Raw genomic sequence first — 15,902 nt, 5'->3', positions numbered from 1 at the left:
CCTTTCAAAATCATTCTCCTCTTACTGAACCTGAGCCGCACTCGCAACAATAGTGGCTGGCATGAACGATGCCGCCGGGGCCTTTTGGTCTTGGTCACTCATGCTGGCGACTTGTCGACCATTTCCCTTTGCCCCGCCTTGAATTTGACGGCAAGCGCGAGGAGCGGTGCATAAGCCACGATCACGCCAACCAATGCATCCACATGTCCCAGTGCCACAATGGCCGCCCAAGGCAGCAGCCAGAGCAGATTGATGGCCGTTACGGCCAGCGTGACGGGACGGTGCTTACCGAAATATCGCGAAGCATACTGGTAGGCATGGCTTCGGTGTGCTTCATAGACCTTGTCGCCACGCAACAGCCGACGAGCCAGGGTAAAGGTGGCATCGACGATGAAAACACCCATCAGGATGATCCACGACCAGAGCAGCACGGGGGCGCCGTTTGCGGCATGCAATGACAGCAGCGCCAACTGGATTCCCAGGAAACCACTGCCTGCGTCACCCATGAAAATACGTGCCGGTGGGAAGTTCCAGAACAGAAAACCAGCCACGGCCAATGCAAGCAATGCTGGTGCCCAAACCATTGATGAAGCGCCACAAGCGACATAGATGACGCATGCACCCAAACAGACCGTTATCGCCTGAAGGCTAGCCAAGCCGTCGATACCGTCCATGAAATTATAGAGATTAAGCATCCACACAATGTAGAAAGCCGCCAGCACGTAGGTAACCAGGCTGATGTCCAGTGTCGCGCCCAGGATCACCAGCTTTGGCGCATTACCTAGCCAGAACAACACCCAGCAGGCTGCGGAAAAATGTCCCAGCAATCGCCACCGGGCCGCGATATGGCCATGGTCATCGAGAAATCCGATTACTGCCACCAGGCCGCATCCACCCAAAGAACCGATCAGCAGGCCGGTCGAGATGAGATCGAGGCCGTAGGCAACCGGCAATGCCGCGAGGAACGCCAGCACGATTGCCACACCACCACCGCGTGGAGTGGGAACGGAGTGAGAACTGCGGGCATTGGGAACATCGATGATGCTTCGGGCAATTGCATAACGACGCAACGCCCCTGTCAGCAAGTAAGAAACCAGCAGAGCAGCAATGGGAAGGATCCAGTAACTCATCGAATGGGGTTTTCCAGGAAATGTTTTGCAGTGATACCGAGCGCTTCCTCCAGTGACACAGGCGGCTCCCAACCGAGCATCTGGCGTGTCTTGGAGATATCGACCTGAAGCGAGCCGCAGAGACGTTGTGACAGCGCCCGCTTACCCAGCAGATTGGCCCCGAAGGTCAGTAGCGAGCTCGGTACCGGTATCAACCTGGCCGGCTTGCCCAGGGCGACCGACATCTTCTGTAGCAGCTCCGTGGTGGAAACGTCATGGCCGTCACTCACCAGAAACACTTGGTTGGCGGCCGCCGGGTGCGAGCAGCACAACACGATCAGGTCGACGAGGTTGTCCAGGGCCACAAGGCTGCGCTTGTTATGTATGGCACCGAAAGGCAACGGAATCTGTTTGTCGAGCCAACGCATCATATTGTGGAAGTTGGCCTTGACCCCAGGTCCGTAAACCAGCACAGGCCTGATGACGACGATCTCCATGCCCAGGTCACGTCCCAGCTTCATCAACTGCTCTTCCGCTTCCTGCTTGGACACCCCGTAAGGGTCCGAGGGCGAGGCATCATCATCTGCATGGTAGGGCTGCCCCAAAGGCGTTCCCTCGCCATTGACCTTGATCGAGCTGATAAAGACAAAGCGCTTTACCCCAGCTTGGGCGGCGCGCCGGGCAAAGGCAAGCGTTGCCTCGACATTGATCTTGCGAAATTCCGCCAACGGGTCGGCGGCGACCTCGTTCATCACATGCACCCGGGAGGCACAATGAATCACCACGTCAAACGCCCGCTCAGCCTGAGGCCAGGCAGATTCGCTTGCCAAGTCATCGAACAGGTGTTGCTTGACCCCGGCGGGCAACGAGGTCGATTGCCGGCGCACTGCCGCAATCACCTCTACCGGCATCGTCGCCAATCGCTTCAACACCCCTTGACCAACAAATCCGGAACCGCCTGTTAACACTATGCGCATCGTACCATCGCCCCTTGTCCTTTCTACTTGCGGCATCATTGGCGGTCCATGATCGCCTTGATGAACATCTGCATTTCCCCAACCACCAGATCCTGCGAAAAGTCCCGGCGAGCCCTCTGCAGTCCAGAGACCGCGAGCCTATCACGAAGTACGGAGTCGCTATGAAGCCGGGTGAGAACCTGCCGAATCTGCGCAATATCCCCTGCTTCATGGAACAACCCGGTGACATCTTCTTCGACGGCATCGGTCAATCCGTAGATTCGCGAGACCATGCTGGGCACTCCCACCGCTGCCGCCTCGATGACCGCCAGGCCAAAACCCTCCCGGTAGCTGGGCATGCAAAACACGTCGGCCATTGCCATGTAGTGCTCTGGTGTCCGAGTGAAGCCCACACGATGAAACCGGCCCTGACAGGGTTGCATGATGGCGGCGAGCGACTCATCGATACCCTCGTCATCGGGGCCGACAACCAACAGATGTGCATCGGCGTACGCTTCGTCAAGCGATGCAAAGGCCCGGGCAAGATCCAATATCCCCTTGGCCGTATTGACCCGCCCAAGAAACAGGAAAACCTTGGCATTGTCGGCAATGTTCATCTCGCTACGCATTTGCGCGGCCCGCTGCGGATCCGGCTTGAAGCGCTCGATATCCACACCACTGATGGAGCCTTTGCCAAGCACCCTGATCTTGTCTCGGGCGACGATCTTCGACTCGATCAGAAAGTCTCTTTGCGAATGACTGTCAGTCAGCAGATGAGTTGCGGCGCCGGCCAGGAGACGGTCAAGGAACATCAGGAAACGACGCCCAAGCCCACGCCGCGTGAACCAGACCTGCCCGGTGAAGATGTGCACACGGCACCGTGTCGCCGACAGCCACCCCGCCAACATGGCGACAAGTCCAGACTTGGGCATCAGGGATAGCACGCAGTCATACCGACGCTGCATCAGGATTCGCCAAAGCCGGTACAGCGAGATCACGTCACGTTTGAGAGAGATCTTGCGTTCGATGGCATAGGGAATGAAATCGACATGCTCTCCCAGCAGCTCTTCAACCTCATGATGCGTACCGGGGACCATCAATGTTACGTCATATTTTTCAGAAAGGCGCTTGATATGCGCCCGCATGAACACATGCAAAACAACAGGGACTGTAGCCACTATGCAAATTTTGTTACGCGAATGCATATCAGTATCCAAATGGCTCACTTTTTTTCAAAATAGAGACTAATTGCTCGGGCATTGTGGCCGAAGGACTAAAGCCAAGGAGCGATTGCGCCAAACTGGTATCGTAAGCTGTACGCTTGACCAAGGCATCAATTCGCTCCTGAGTAAGCGGAGACAACCTTGGGGGCAGCAGCGCTACCATAGCCCTCAGAAATTTTTCTGGAAGGCGAAAACGCGGCGGGCGAACGCCTTGGATGGAGGCTATGGCCTCGACCAAAGCCACTTGCTCGCAATCATTGGATATGATGAAAGTCTGATTTTTCGACTCGGACTTTTCAGAACAGATCAGTAAGGCTCTCACTACATCATCGGCATGTATATAGGTCGAGATCGCACCTATCTGACCGATATAGAAAAACAACCTGCGATGAACAGCGCGGGCCAACTGGAAAAACGATTGGTTAGACATTGCCGCGTGAAGCACTATCGACGGCCTCACGATCGTGTAATGCAAACGCGGTGTAACAGACGCTACCGCCACCAGTGCCTCATCAGCAATGGTTTTGGTTACCTCATAGTCTCCTACTGGCGCAGGGGTACTCTGCTCATCTACCACGCGCAGCGAATGAGGAGCACCACTACCTGGTCCATATGCTCCAACACTACTTAACTGAATCCAGTGCAGATCACGCTCCGAGCGTTGGATATGACGCACCGCGGCCCCCAACAATGCACGAGTACCATTCACATGCAAATCATGCATGAACTCGGTTCTTTTCAGCTCTCCAGCGCAGTGAAATAAAACGTCCAATCCCGCGACGAATCCTGACAATTCCTGTTCGTCACTCGTCAGATCCCCCACGTGCACCTTTACACCGGGCATGTCGAAATCAGCGCGACGGGTGAGCACCACGACTTCATCTCCACGCGCCAGCAAAGCCTGGCAAAGGAGTCTGCCGATAAAACCACTAGCTCCTGTTACTCCAACCTTCACGTCTCTACCTCCCCTGACTTGTGTATACCTGCTTGGCGGAGCGTTTCGCGTTGCTGTTGCCCAGCGAACAGATACAAGGACACTGCAAAGATCGGCATGACCTGCAGTCCTTTGAAATTTATGATTACAAATATCAAAAGCAAGGCGAGCGCAAAAACCTTGATCTCCCGACTTTTTTCATAGCGTCCGGAAAAAAGTATCGGAAAAAGGTAAAAGCTATTCAAAAGTACAAATAACGCAATAGATCCCACACCCGAAAAATACAGAAGCCGCAGGTAACCAACATCGGTTCCCTTATAGAAACCTAGCACTGATGTATCCTCGGAGAAGTAACGACCGTCACCATACAGATATGTCGATAACTGATCAGGCAGTCTATACATGAATGACAGAGATTGAACACTGTCGCTGTGCAGTTCACCTGTCGTTGCAAAATTTCTGAAGATCTCTGTAGCTTGGTAGAACGCACCCGATGTTACATAGAAACTCAGCACGACCATTCCCACCAGAGCGACTAGCATCAGAACCTTCAGGCCCAGACCACGACGACTGGCGCCGAGGATCGCGAAAGGAATTATCGCGCTGCGCGCTATCGCCATCGCGACCGGAAAAATCAGAATAATCAACAACCCCTTAAAATAACCAGGGCGAGAAATTAGCAAATAATAGAAGGTCGTTATAACAAGTGTAAGGGCGCCATCAACATGAAACAGGCCAAAACCGAGCGCACGCAATCCATAAATATGCTGAAACACCTCGGCCGATCGCGGTGAAATAAAGCCTAACAGCGCAAGGTATACCTCGCGATCAACAACAGAAATGATGACCAAGGCGCTTTGCAAGGCAATCCAAGCCAATATAACCGAAGGCCTTTTACTCGTAACGCGATATATCACGTAGCCAAAAAATATATTGAGAAAAATCTTGCTGGACACGACGAAATGAAAGAACATATCTCCCGGCGCACCGGAAGTAGCGACAAGCGCACCACCGAGCAACCAGCTTCCAAACAACAATATTAAGGCAACCGAAAAACCGCCATTGGCAACAAGCAACCGAAGAAATCCAAACAGATAGAAGGGCATGAGTAAAACCGCCATTGGGATTTCGGTACCGTAGATACGCGGAAACCCAATTACCAGCACGAGTACAATGAGCGCCAACAGAAAAGAGCCTTTTTTCTCAGCCTGCTCATTGCCATGCACGCCTACATCTATTGTCATCGGATCTTTACCATTTGAACAGCAAATTAAAAAGCCCTTGCCACATGCGCACATCTCCTACTCGCCAACACACCGAAGGTAGCATCTTGACCGCTTGGAGTTTTGCCACCATGGCATGATCGCGAAACTTCATACAATGCAACATCGATTGATTGGAGGCATACAATGGGTGGAGGCGATAGGCACTCGCAATTTTTGCCATCTCATTCTGCATCAACGCATAGTTTTTTGATGTATTGCTATCATGCCGACGATAGAGAGAGACCACTTCACCGACAATTCTCAATCGCTCTCCACCATGGGTCATCCGAAGCCACAAATCCCAGTCCTCGACCTTGACTTGCGGATTAAACCCGCCCATACGGCGAACCACTTCGGTACGTAGCAGATTGGCAGGGGCCAGCAGCTTGACTTTGGCCAGGAAAATATCGGCAAAACAACAATCGCGCGAAGCAGGGTTGACCTGCCCTACGATTTTTCCATCATCGTCCATCATCATGATGCCGCCAAATGCTCCAGCAAACGTCGCGTCCTCCTCCAAGTGCGCCAACAGTTTCGTTGTCTTGTCCGGCAACATGGCGTCATCCGAAGCAATCACACAGAAGTATTCGCCGCGACTCCATGCCAATCCCTCGTTAAGGGTATTGGAAAGCCCCTTGTTTGGACGACTGCGAAATTCGAACCGTTCGAAACGCGCCTCGCACTCGGTAATAAGTTGTTTAATCACCTGGCAACTCTCATCAGGAGAGCCGTCATCGATTACGATCAACTCGATACGCGAGTAATCCTGCTCTAGAATGCTGCGTACGCACTGCTCGACGTAGCGCTGATGGTTATAAACAGGTATACAGACACTGACTAGACCTTTCACAAGTTTTTCCGATTCGCCACCGCAAGGTAGATCTAGCACCCGACTCATTTGAACACCCCGAACCGCTTCAACGCCAAGTACATGAAGACAAGATACGCTGCATAGTTCAACGCATGCGCCATAGCCAAACCCGAAAGACCTAGCCATGGCAGGAGCAAGCGCGTTAACGCATAGAATAAAAAGGCAAATAGAACTTCAGATGCAATATAAATTTTAAATCGGCCTTTCGCGATAAATACGTAAGCCAGCATCCAGCTACAAATACGCAGTACATCACCCAGCATCTGCCAGGCAAACATATCGCGAATAGGCAGAAAATCCTCAGTAAACAGCAGGCCAATAATAAAGTCGCGCAGCGCATACATTATCAGCGCACAGAGTACCGTGACAGGTACAATTATCTTGTAGCCCGCAATAATTTCACGACGAATATCCGCCAGGTCCTCCAACTCGGAGAAACGAGGCAGAAAATAAACACTGAGCGTGGTCGTTACAAGCATCAGATAAGCCGCACTAAGACGCCACATAGCCTCCCAATAGCCCGCAACTTCCCACCCAACTTGAGTACCAATGTACTCACGAATAGCAATTTGGCTGAGTGGAACACAAATGGCCGAAGCCAAAGCCATGGAGGTAAATTTAAGCAGATTCAGCGCGATAGACTTGTCGAAACGTCCAAAAAAATTAGCCAAGGTGAACCAAGAGGTTCTGAGAATGATGACCAACGTGACGAAAAAACTAAGGGACTGATACACCGCCAACGCAACCAAGGCACCGTACAACCCCAATCGAATAGCCAATACAGTAGTGACGAGAAGAGAAAAAAGACTACCGGCAATATTGGCGATTACGTAAAGCGCGATCTCCTTCCTGCCATTTAGGATAGCAATCAGCAGGGCATTGAGCGTAAAAGGGAGAAGGAATGCGGCAAACCATACAAACACACTTGCATAGGCTGAATCCTTCATAAGCAAAACAGCTAAATGATCGCTGAACGCGAAAATGAGCAGGCTCGACAGCACAGAGCCTGCCCCGGTAATGATCAACGCTGTGCGCCAAACTTCTCGCTGACGCGGCAGATCATCTCCATACTCAGCAGTATACTTGGTTACGCCAGTATTGATTGCACCACTGGCAAACGTGGTGATCATTTGAACCGCATTTTGAAACTGTCCAAGTACGGCGTAGCCCGACGGACCGACATAGATTGCTAGAATCTTGTTCAGTCCGAGCAGGGTCAACATCCGCACAATTACGGAAATACCATTGAGAAGACTGGTCTTTATAAGCGTCATCGACTTAGAGGACCATACCCTTGAAGGAGTTACAGGCAGCGATAACCTTTTCGACGTCCGCCTCCATCATGGTCGGGTCCATGGGTAGACTCAGCACCTCTTGATGCAACTGCTCGCTGACGGGATAACTGTCCCCGCGCCAGTCCGCATACGCCTGTTGTTGATGTGGCGGAATGGGATAGTGAATCAGCGTTTGTACACCTTGCTCATTAAGATGCTGCTGCAATGCTTCCCTCTGAGCCGTTCGCACTACGAAAAGATGCCAAACATGTTGCTCCTCTCGTTCTACCGTTGGCAGCCTGATCGCTGGATTATCAATACCAGCAATATAGCGACTTGCAATAACCCGCCGTTGCTGCGTATGAACGTCAAGCACACGAAGCTTTACAGAAAGCATCGCCGCCTGAATTTCGTCCAACCGGCTATTTACTCCTCTGTACAGGTTTTCGTACTTTTTGTGAGAGCCATAATTGCGCAATGCTCGCAGCGTCAGAGCGAGATCGTCATCATTGGTCGTGACAGCCCCTGCATCACCCAGGGCACCAAGATTCTTACCTGGGTAGAAGCTGAACCCTGAAGCATCCCCCCAGTTTCCACATCGCCGCCCATCAATACTTGCACCGTGTGACTGTGCGGAGTCCTCCAGAACAAGCAACCCATGCTCCTTGGCCAATTGCATGATGGCGGGCATGTCAGCCAACTGTCCGTACAGGTGAACAGGTAAGATCGCCTTGGTATTCGACGAAATGGAGCGCTTGATAGCGTCCACAGAAATATTAAACGTGTCAGGATCAGGCTCAACCAAAACGGGCTGTAACTGATTTTCCGAAATGGCAAGAATACTTGCTATATAAGTATTAGCCGGGACAATCACTTCATCACCCGCCTTGAGCCTACCCAATTCTTTCCAGGCCCGGAGCGTCAGCACCAAGGCATCCAAGCCATTAGCGACACCAACACAATGTTTTACACCACAGTACTTTGCCCAAGCACTCTCAAACTCAGAAAGCTCTTTACCCGCAATATACCATCCTGACTCGATAACCCGCTTGCACGCTTCCACCAATTCATCTTGAAGCGTTTCGTTTATTTTCTTCAGATTGAGAAAGCTGACCATCATATTCCTCATGAAATCCTGAGCCCGGTTCGACCGTGTAAGCGAACCCGGGACAACCCTATCATCACGACACTTTGAAAGCCTGTGTCTTCACGGTCGCAACGCAACGCTGCAACCCTACCTCAAGACATGAACGGTGCGCGGAATGCCTACTATCTCACATTAGTGACACCAGCGTTACAAGGCAAAATGCCACCCCACCCGTCGTTGATAAAGCCGCCGAGGGGTTAGGAAAGCAGTTCTCAACGCAACCGCCCCCCGCTGAGATCTTCGCGCCGCAGGACAGCGCCCGGAGACTCTACCCGATCGAAGGCAGTACCTTTGAACTGCGAGGCATTGCTCATGAACAGGTGCCGAAGTAGCACAAAACTCACCCCTAATAACAACCCCACCAGCATGCCGCTGATGCCTAACAGCCATTTGTTCGGTGAAATCGGTGCCTGCGGGCTCACCGCACGTTGATCAATACTCACAAGCTTGAGCATCGACGCCTGCAATTTGAGCTGCTCCAACTCAAATCGCTCCGCCCTGATACTAGCGATATCCTGTGCGTACAAATCAGTAAGCTTGCGCTGCTCAAGCGCCTCAATTTCACGATTGCGCTCGAGCATCTGCAGCTCCTTCGCAATCTGAGGAATTCGAGTGTCCACAAAATCGTCGGAGCGGCGCTGGACCAATGCTGCGCGCTCGGCCTCCAGGGCATCGCTGCCAAGGAAGTAGAGAGGGTCACGGCTGACACCATCTGCCACGACTACGCTGGTGGCATTATTCGCCGGGTTATCGGCAATCGAAGTAGGTGTGGAAGGTCGCTTGATGCCTAAGCGTCGAGCGATGAGTAGCGCCTCGTCTAATTGAGCAATACGGTTGGCGCGCAATGTTTTGAGCTCGGCACGTCGCGCACGCATCTCGTCAAGCAGCCGGGCTCGTTTTACCGAGTCTTCTTCATTCAACGAGGCAATCTGGAGGTCTTTTAATGTCTCGTAGGAGAGCCGAGACTTTTGCAACCGCAAATCCAATGCTTTCAGCTGATTATTAACAACAGTGCTTATATCACTATTGATTCTTTCACGCTCAACCACAAAGGCTTGATCCAGCAAGCCCTCCACAATAGCGACGCCCTCATCACCTGCGCGATAAGTAAGCTCGAGCACGACCGCATCACTACTTCCTTCCCCAGCTGAAGCACTGACACGGCGCACCTGCAATGAATTGCGATTAAACAACTCGAAGCGTTGCTCGACACTTAAAGCGGGGTCATTGAATGACTTGAACTGCTCGGGATGGGCTCGAAAGTAAGCAAATCGGGTGTCGTAAGATTCCAGTGCTGCGCCGACACGCTGTAACGCTTGCTCAGGCCCGAGCTTATATACCCCCGAGCGGTTCAGTGCGTCTAACTCGAATTGGGCTACCGGACGCAGGACACTTGTTACCTTATAACTGGGGGTGACAAGGAAAGCGTAGGTCAAGGCGGCGATCGTAGCCAGGCCAGTGGTGGCGAGAACCAGTCGCCTCCCGTGCCACAGCGCGGCACTCGCACTAAAAAGGTTGAACTCAAGAACACCTAATGATGGAAACTGATTGATGCTAGTCACGACAGACCTGCCTTCGAGCCTGAAAAATACCGCGGCAGGCCCCATCCCATGGCTTGGCTAAAGGCATATCCGTGCCACGACGTGGAATGCAGGGCATACCTGCATGCAAGGAAAGGGTCGTATTATGGCAGCGGGAGCTATTTATACAAGCGTCAACGCCGACCTTTTGCTGGCACGCTTGACTGACAGCAGGATGACACCCCCTGGGCATTCTCGTGACCATCGTCGAATGAGAATGGCCCGCAGCAGAAACGGCTCGGCTCCGTGCTGGTGGAGGTATCAATTGCCCCCAGAAGCCAATCGACACCTGTGAACCCAGGGGGGGAGGGGTGACAAAGGACCTTACTTTACAAGGTCGACAAAATCTTCATAACTGTTGATGTAATCTTCCACATCATAGTCATCGGATGCGAACACCAAGAGCACGGCATCACTAGAGTATTGGTATTGAACCCCCCAGGTCAGGGGAGGCAGGTAAATGCCCATGTTCGGCTTGTCGAGTAGAAATTCATCCCGCACACGACCATCATCGACAATCACATGAACACTACCCTTGACTACCACCAGGTATTGATGGCACTTCAAATGCGCGTGCTCGCCGCGAGTTTCACCAGCCGGGACACCATAGACAAGGAAATATCGCTTCGCCGCAAAAGGCACACTTCGCTCAAACTCTCCAACCGTCAGACAGCCCCGCGAATCACTCATTACTTTTTGGCAATGAAGGGTTACTCCACGAACTTTTGTGGCTGTCACACCAAGCTCGCATGACGGTTCAGTCGGCAACGGAGAGGTACGCTCAGTGTCCACATGGCCGATAATTTTCGCAGGATTGCCTATGACGACTGCCCCAGGCGGGACCGAGCGCGTAACTACAGCCCCAGCGCCGACCATGGCCCGCTCCCCAATGGTCAAACCCGGCAGTATGGTACAGTTCGCACCGAGAGACGCCCCTCGCCGAACAATAGTTCGCAGGAATTCTCCAGGATAGACTTTGCTTCGTGGGAATAGATCATTTGTAAAGGTAACATTAGGACCAACAAATACATCGTCCTCCAAGGTAATGCCATCCCACACCTGCACACCACACTTGAGTGTTACCCGGTCACCAATTACGACGTCATTCTCAACAAAAACATTATCACAGATATTACATTCCTTGCCCACTACAGCCCCAGGCAGAACATGAGCAAATGCCCATATCCTGGAGCCCGCTCCAATTGATAGAGATTCGCACAAAGCACGCTCATGCACAAAATAATCCAACTCAACACCCATTTTCCTGCTCCGAAATCCCTGCTTTAACACGCTTTCAGCATGCCGTATTTTAGTCACTTACATTACGCAAGCTCCTACCCCCGCGCCTGAGGGCTTGTACGAAAAGTACCCGAGCGACGCTCAGGCAAGTAAAAATCAGGCGAGGAAGCAGAGTTTGCGGGTTGTAAATGAGCATTCCGAGCCAGCTTTCAACGCGATATGATCGTAGCACAGGCACTGTTAGTACAAAGCTTAGCTTGACGATAACTCGGCAGCGCTGGACCCTCGACGCCGCACCCCTCGCCATACGAGGCGCGACAAAGCGGCTGCGACACCGATAAGCAGGCCCGACAGCACACCCAGCGATATGACCAGAGCACGATTCGGCTTGACCTGCTCATCAGGCTCCAACACCTCGCCATCCGGACGATACACCTCGAACACCGCTTCACCCACTTTCAATGCCTGATAAAAGGCGAGCTCTTCTTGATAAACGCGCAACCCCGGGGTAAAGGGATCGTTAGTTGCCCGCTTGCCAAGCATCTCTATCTCGGCTTTCAATGCCTTGGATCCGCGTAGATAAACCAGTTCACGCGCCCCCCCCCTTTCCGCAACCGATGTATCAACCACCTCTACTGGCTTTTCCTGCCCGATTTTTTCTGCGATCACCAGCGCTTCCGATAACTGCACCATCCGATCTTCGCGCTCTCCGAGGGCATTGGCTCGAGCGACTTCAATTTTTTTTATGAGACTGTCCACTTTTAACGCAACTTCCACCTGCGCCCCTCGAATTAAAGCTGCTTTCGCCTCTTCATTGGCCATTTGCATATAGCGAGAAAGCCATTCGGCCGCCATAACTGGAGTCGACTGCCGCATCGCGATCGAGTAACGCTCAGGCGCTTGGCTTTCAGCAACAGCTAACAGCTTGTTGAACCGCGCATACAAATCGTCCTGAGAGCGTGAGCGCTCCCCTTGCGAAAGACTGGGCAAATAATATTCAAGAAAAAACTTTCGACGCAAAAACTCCGAATTCAAACAATCCAGAAAAATAGCATAGGCATCCTTAGGCGAAATCAGCTTCAAGCCACTGTCCCCTCCCCGCCCTTGATTGAGACGCGCGACATCATGGGCAAAAGGCGGCTGGACGTACACTTTAGCTTCAAACAGAGGTGAAGCGAAAAACGCGTAGCCGATCGAAGCAAGCGTGACAACCAATGCCACACCGACCACCAGGATTTTTTCCGCCCACAACACCGCGATCAAGGTGATCAGGTCCATCTCCCCTACATCAGCGCCACCACGTATATTTTGCATCTATTCTAGTTTTCCTTAGGTCTGTCAGATCGACTACGCCTTTAGGCGCTAGCAGAACATCCTGTCACATACCCCAAGCATAGCCGGCATTACTCAATACCAAGCGCAAATTCACTCCCACGCTTAAGCCAGATAATGAAAGCACTCCTCCGCATTAGTTCCATTCATACGACAAATGGAGAAAAAACCGACAGAGCATTTCGCAATTGAGCGGCCTTTAGGCACTCTTTGTCCATGACGGTCCAACAGGTAGGCGACTGCTTCGTTAGGCCACCGGAGAATCCAAACGCTTGCGCACACCCATCACAGATGAGGGCGGCCGAAATCCCTGCTCGCTAAAGACGCATAGGCAGAAATTGAAAGTGACGACTCACTACTACTCGCTCACAACATGATGGCACTTCAACATAAGACATGCCCCCTTTACCTGCCCCTGGAAGACACGACTTACCGGGCAACCTTGCGCCACCGCCCAAACGAACCCAGCAGCGGCCCCATTGCCAAGCCAACCACCAACGCCGCCAACACTAACACTGCTATGGGGAGGGAGGGCGCCGACCAGCCAAACAAAACCAGGGAGACAGCCTGCTGGTTCTCCAACACAAAGAACAACACTACAGCCGCCAATAGCAGCACGAACAACGCCATCAGGGCGCGCTTGAGATTACGCATCAGGCTGCTCCTCCATTCAAGGGTGCTCATGCTCTTCTTCATTAACCCGGTCACGCAACTCCTTGCCGGGTTTGAAATGCGGCACGTACTTGCCGTCCAGGCTGACCGACTGACCGGTCTTGGGGTTGCGCCCTACACGGGGCGCGCGATAGTGCAGGGAAAAGCTGCCGAAGCCACGGATCTCGATACGATCCCCGGTCGCCAGGCACTGCGACATCTGCTCAAGCATGGTCTTGATGGCCAACTCGACGTCCTTGGACGAGAGTAGCCCCTGATGGGTGACAATACGTTCGATCAGCTCCGACTTCGTCATATTTTTCCCTTCGTTATCAAGCAGCTAGATCATTGCTTAATCAGTTTGTAGCACGCTCCGAGCGATTTGAACAGGCCGGTTCTTGACTAAACAAAAAAATTCAAGGTAAGGATTTGTTCACAGTCGTAACAAGCCGCCAGGAATCGGGCCAGGATACCGGAGGCTCCACACCTGCCGAGAAATCACAGGCACAAAAAAGGGCGACCCGAGGGTCGCCCTTTTTACCGATCAAACAGAACTCAGTTCTGCTTGGCCATAGCTTCGCGCAGCAGCGCGGCCATGGTGGTGTCGGCAGCCGCTTCCGGAGCGTTTTTCAGGCTCTGGATGGCTTCGCGCTCTTCAGCATCGTCCTTCGACTTGATGGACAGGCTGATGACGCGGGACTTGCGGTCGACGCTGATGATCTTGGCTTCGATCTCTTCGCCTTCCTTCAGCACGTTACGAGCGTCTTCAACGCGGTCACGGCTGATTTCGGAAGCCTTCAGAGTAGCTTCGATGTCGTCGGCCAGGGTCACGATAGCGCCCTTGGCGTCAACTTCCTTGACGATACCCTTGACGATAGCGCCCTTGTCGTTGACAGCAACGAAGTTGGAGAACGGATCGTCTTCCAGCTGCTTGATGCCCAGGGAGATGCGCTCGCGCTCTGGGTCAACCGACAGGATGACGGTTTCCAGCTCGTCGCCCTTCTTGAAGCGACGCACGGCTTCTTCGCCGGCTTCGTTCCAGGAGATGTCGGACAGGTGAACCAGACCATCGATGCCGCCGTCCAGGCCGATGAAGATACCGAAGTCGGTGATCGACTTGATGGTACCGGTGATCTTGTCACCCTTGTTGAACTGGCCGGAGAAGTCTTCCCATGGGTTGGACTTGCACTGCTTGATGCCCAGGGAGATACGACGACGCTCTTCGTCGATGTCCAGAACCATGACTTCCACTTCGTCGCCAACCTGAACGACTTTCGACGGGTGGATGTTCTTGTTGGTCCAGTCCATTTCGGAAACGTGTACCAGGCCTTCAACGCCTTCTTCCAGCTCAGCGAAGCAGCCGTAGTCGGTCAGGTTGGTAACGCGAGCAGTCACGCGGGTGCTCTCTGGGTAACGGGCTTTGATAGCAACCCATGGGTCTTCGCCCAGTTGCTTCAGGCCCAGCGAAACGCGGTTGCGCTCACGATCGTACTTCAGGACCTTGACGTCGATCTCGTCACCAACGTTGACGATCTCGGACGGGTGCTTGATACGCTTCCAGGCCATGTCGGTGATGTGCAGCAGACCATCGACGCCGCCCAGGTCAACGAACGCACCGTAGTCGGTGAGGTTCTTGACTATACCTTTGACCTGCTGGCCTTCCTGCAGCGATTCCAGCAGAGCTTCGCGCTCGGCGCTGTTTTCGGCTTCCAGGACGCTGCGACGGGAAACGACAACGTTGTTGCGCTTCTGGTCCAGCTTGATGACCTTGAATTCCAGCTCTTTGCCTTCGAGGTGGGTGGTGTCGCGCACTGGGCGGACATCAACCAGGGAGCCCGGCAGGAACGCACGGATGCCGTTAACGTCGACAGTGAAGCCGCCTTTAACCTTACCGTTGATAACGCCCTTGACCACTTCTTCAGCAGCGAAAGCAGCTTCCAGAACAATCCAGCACTCGGCGCGCTTGGCTTTTTCACGGGACAGCTTGGTTTCGCCGAAGCCGTCTTCGACCGCGTCCAGCGCAACGTGAACTTCGTCACCGACCTTGATGGTCAGTTCGCCAGTTTCGTTGTAGAACTGCTCGAGCGGGATGACACCCTCGGACTTCAGGCCAGCGTGTACGGTAACCCAGTCGCCGTCGATGTCGACAACGATACCGGTGATGATTGCACCCGGCTGAAGATTGAGGGTTTTCAGGCTTTCTTCAAAGAGTTCTGCAAAGCTTTCGCTCATTTTAATTCCTGTAGATTCGGGCGAAAAAGACGCCCATAGCCACATTCCAGACAATGTGGGTTTCGTTAAGTTAAGAAGTGCTGGCAGGA

The 15,902-nt window shown here is 53.0% G+C and carries 14 protein-coding genes; all 14 read right to left on the bottom strand.

The features are described 5' to 3' along the window. Positions 1-98: 98 nt before the first annotated feature. The 14 genes from ACVWY1_RS17310 to rpsA all read right to left on the bottom strand — a co-directional run bounded on the left by ACVWY1_RS17310 (position 99) and on the right by rpsA (position 15,813). On the bottom strand, positions 99-1,130 hold the full coding sequence (locus ACVWY1_RS17310; protein WP_277503193.1) for an MraY family glycosyltransferase: 1,032 nt from the start codon (positions 1,128-1,130) through the stop codon (positions 99-101). Further along, entirely contained in the window at positions 1,127-2,125 is a 999-nt protein-coding gene (locus ACVWY1_RS17305) for a UDP-glucose 4-epimerase family protein (protein ID WP_277503192.1), read from the bottom strand. Before ACVWY1_RS17305 ends, ACVWY1_RS17310 begins: the two co-directional genes overlap by 4 nt. Continuing rightward, positions 2,122-3,270 (bottom strand): glycosyltransferase, encoded by a 1,149-nt coding sequence (locus tag ACVWY1_RS17300; protein ID WP_277503191.1) that lies wholly within the window; start codon positions 3,268-3,270, stop codon positions 2,122-2,124. Before ACVWY1_RS17300 ends, ACVWY1_RS17305 begins: the two co-directional genes overlap by 4 nt. Before the next feature lies 1 nt (position 3,271). Further along, positions 3,272-4,243, bottom strand: coding sequence for an NAD-dependent epimerase/dehydratase family protein (locus tag ACVWY1_RS17295; RefSeq protein WP_277503190.1), 972 nt, complete (start codon positions 4,241-4,243; stop codon positions 3,272-3,274). Further along, the gene (locus ACVWY1_RS17290; RefSeq protein WP_277503189.1) at positions 4,240-5,466 is read right to left on the bottom strand and encodes a hypothetical protein; all 1,227 of its coding nucleotides are present in this window, start codon (positions 5,464-5,466) and stop codon (positions 4,240-4,242) included. The genes ACVWY1_RS17295 and ACVWY1_RS17290 overlap by 4 nt, the downstream gene beginning before the upstream one ends. A 7-nt stretch (positions 5,467-5,473) precedes the next feature. After that, positions 5,474-6,337, bottom strand: a complete 864-nt coding sequence (locus ACVWY1_RS17285) for a glycosyltransferase family 2 protein (protein ID WP_277503188.1) — start codon at positions 6,335-6,337, stop codon at positions 5,474-5,476. A gap of 44 nt (positions 6,338-6,381) precedes the next feature. Continuing rightward, positions 6,382-7,632, bottom strand: coding sequence for an O-antigen translocase (locus ACVWY1_RS17280; RefSeq protein ID WP_277503187.1), 1,251 nt, complete (start codon positions 7,630-7,632; stop codon positions 6,382-6,384). Between the two features lie 4 nt (positions 7,633-7,636). Next, complete coding sequence (locus ACVWY1_RS17275) at positions 7,637-8,749, bottom strand: DegT/DnrJ/EryC1/StrS family aminotransferase (RefSeq protein ID WP_102684359.1); 1,113 nt, start codon at positions 8,747-8,749, stop codon at positions 7,637-7,639. Positions 8,750-8,991: 242 nt separating this feature from the next. Then, complete coding sequence (locus ACVWY1_RS17270) at positions 8,992-10,341, bottom strand: Wzz/FepE/Etk N-terminal domain-containing protein (protein WP_277503186.1); 1,350 nt, start codon at positions 10,339-10,341, stop codon at positions 8,992-8,994. A gap of 342 nt (positions 10,342-10,683) precedes the next feature. Beyond that, positions 10,684-11,619, bottom strand: coding sequence for a WxcM-like domain-containing protein (locus ACVWY1_RS17265; RefSeq protein WP_457378551.1), 936 nt, complete (start codon positions 11,617-11,619; stop codon positions 10,684-10,686). A 231-nt stretch (positions 11,620-11,850) separates the two neighbouring features. After that, the gene (locus tag ACVWY1_RS17260) at positions 11,851-12,912 is read right to left on the bottom strand and encodes an LPS O-antigen chain length determinant protein WzzB (protein ID WP_277503184.1); all 1,062 of its coding nucleotides are present in this window, start codon (positions 12,910-12,912) and stop codon (positions 11,851-11,853) included. 447 nt (positions 12,913-13,359) lie between these two features. Then, positions 13,360-13,584, bottom strand: a complete 225-nt coding sequence (locus ACVWY1_RS17255) for a lipopolysaccharide assembly protein LapA domain-containing protein (protein ID WP_102684360.1) — start codon at positions 13,582-13,584, stop codon at positions 13,360-13,362. 16 nt (positions 13,585-13,600) lie between these two features. Next, the gene (gene ihfB / locus ACVWY1_RS17250; protein WP_102684335.1) at positions 13,601-13,897 is read right to left on the bottom strand and encodes an integration host factor subunit beta; all 297 of its coding nucleotides are present in this window, start codon (positions 13,895-13,897) and stop codon (positions 13,601-13,603) included. A gap of 239 nt (positions 13,898-14,136) precedes the next feature. Then, the gene (gene rpsA / locus ACVWY1_RS17245; protein ID WP_046856619.1) at positions 14,137-15,813 is read right to left on the bottom strand and encodes a 30S ribosomal protein S1; all 1,677 of its coding nucleotides are present in this window, start codon (positions 15,811-15,813) and stop codon (positions 14,137-14,139) included. Between the last annotated feature and the right edge of the window lie 89 nt (positions 15,814-15,902).

It is taken from the genome of Pseudomonas sp. TE6288, assembly GCF_054062095.1.
Note: the sequence above shows the minus strand (reverse complement) of the source record. Positions and strands in the feature narration are given on the sequence as shown.

Coding starts and splice junctions, on each gene's coding strand:
- ACVWY1_RS17310 (WP_277503193.1), bottom strand. CDS start 1,130: ATGAGTTACTGGATCCTTCCCATTGCTGCTCTGCTGGTTTCTTACTTG.
- ACVWY1_RS17305 (WP_277503192.1), bottom strand. CDS start 2,125: ATGATGCCGCAAGTAGAAAGGACAAGGGGCGATGGTACGATGCGCATA.
- ACVWY1_RS17300 (WP_277503191.1), bottom strand. CDS start 3,270: ATGCATTCGCGTAACAAAATTTGCATAGTGGCTACAGTCCCTGTTGTT.
- ACVWY1_RS17290 (WP_277503189.1), bottom strand. CDS start 5,466: ATGACAATAGATGTAGGCGTGCATGGCAATGAGCAGGCTGAGAAAAAA.
- ACVWY1_RS17280 (WP_277503187.1), bottom strand. CDS start 7,632: ATGACGCTTATAAAGACCAGTCTTCTCAATGGTATTTCCGTAATTGTG.
- ACVWY1_RS17275 (WP_102684359.1), bottom strand. CDS start 8,749: ATGGTCAGCTTTCTCAATCTGAAGAAAATAAACGAAACGCTTCAAGAT.
- ACVWY1_RS17265 (WP_457378551.1), bottom strand. CDS start 11,619: ATGGGTGTTGAGTTGGATTATTTTGTGCATGAGCGTGCTTTGTGCGAA.
- ACVWY1_RS17260 (WP_277503184.1), bottom strand. CDS start 12,912: ATGCAAAATATACGTGGTGGCGCTGATGTAGGGGAGATGGACCTGATC.
- ACVWY1_RS17255 (WP_102684360.1), bottom strand. CDS start 13,584: ATGCGTAATCTCAAGCGCGCCCTGATGGCGTTGTTCGTGCTGCTATTG.
- ihfB (WP_102684335.1), bottom strand. CDS start 13,897: ATGACGAAGTCGGAGCTGATCGAACGTATTGTCACCCATCAGGGGCTA.
- rpsA (WP_046856619.1), bottom strand. CDS start 15,813: ATGAGCGAAAGCTTTGCAGAACTCTTTGAAGAAAGCCTGAAAACCCTC.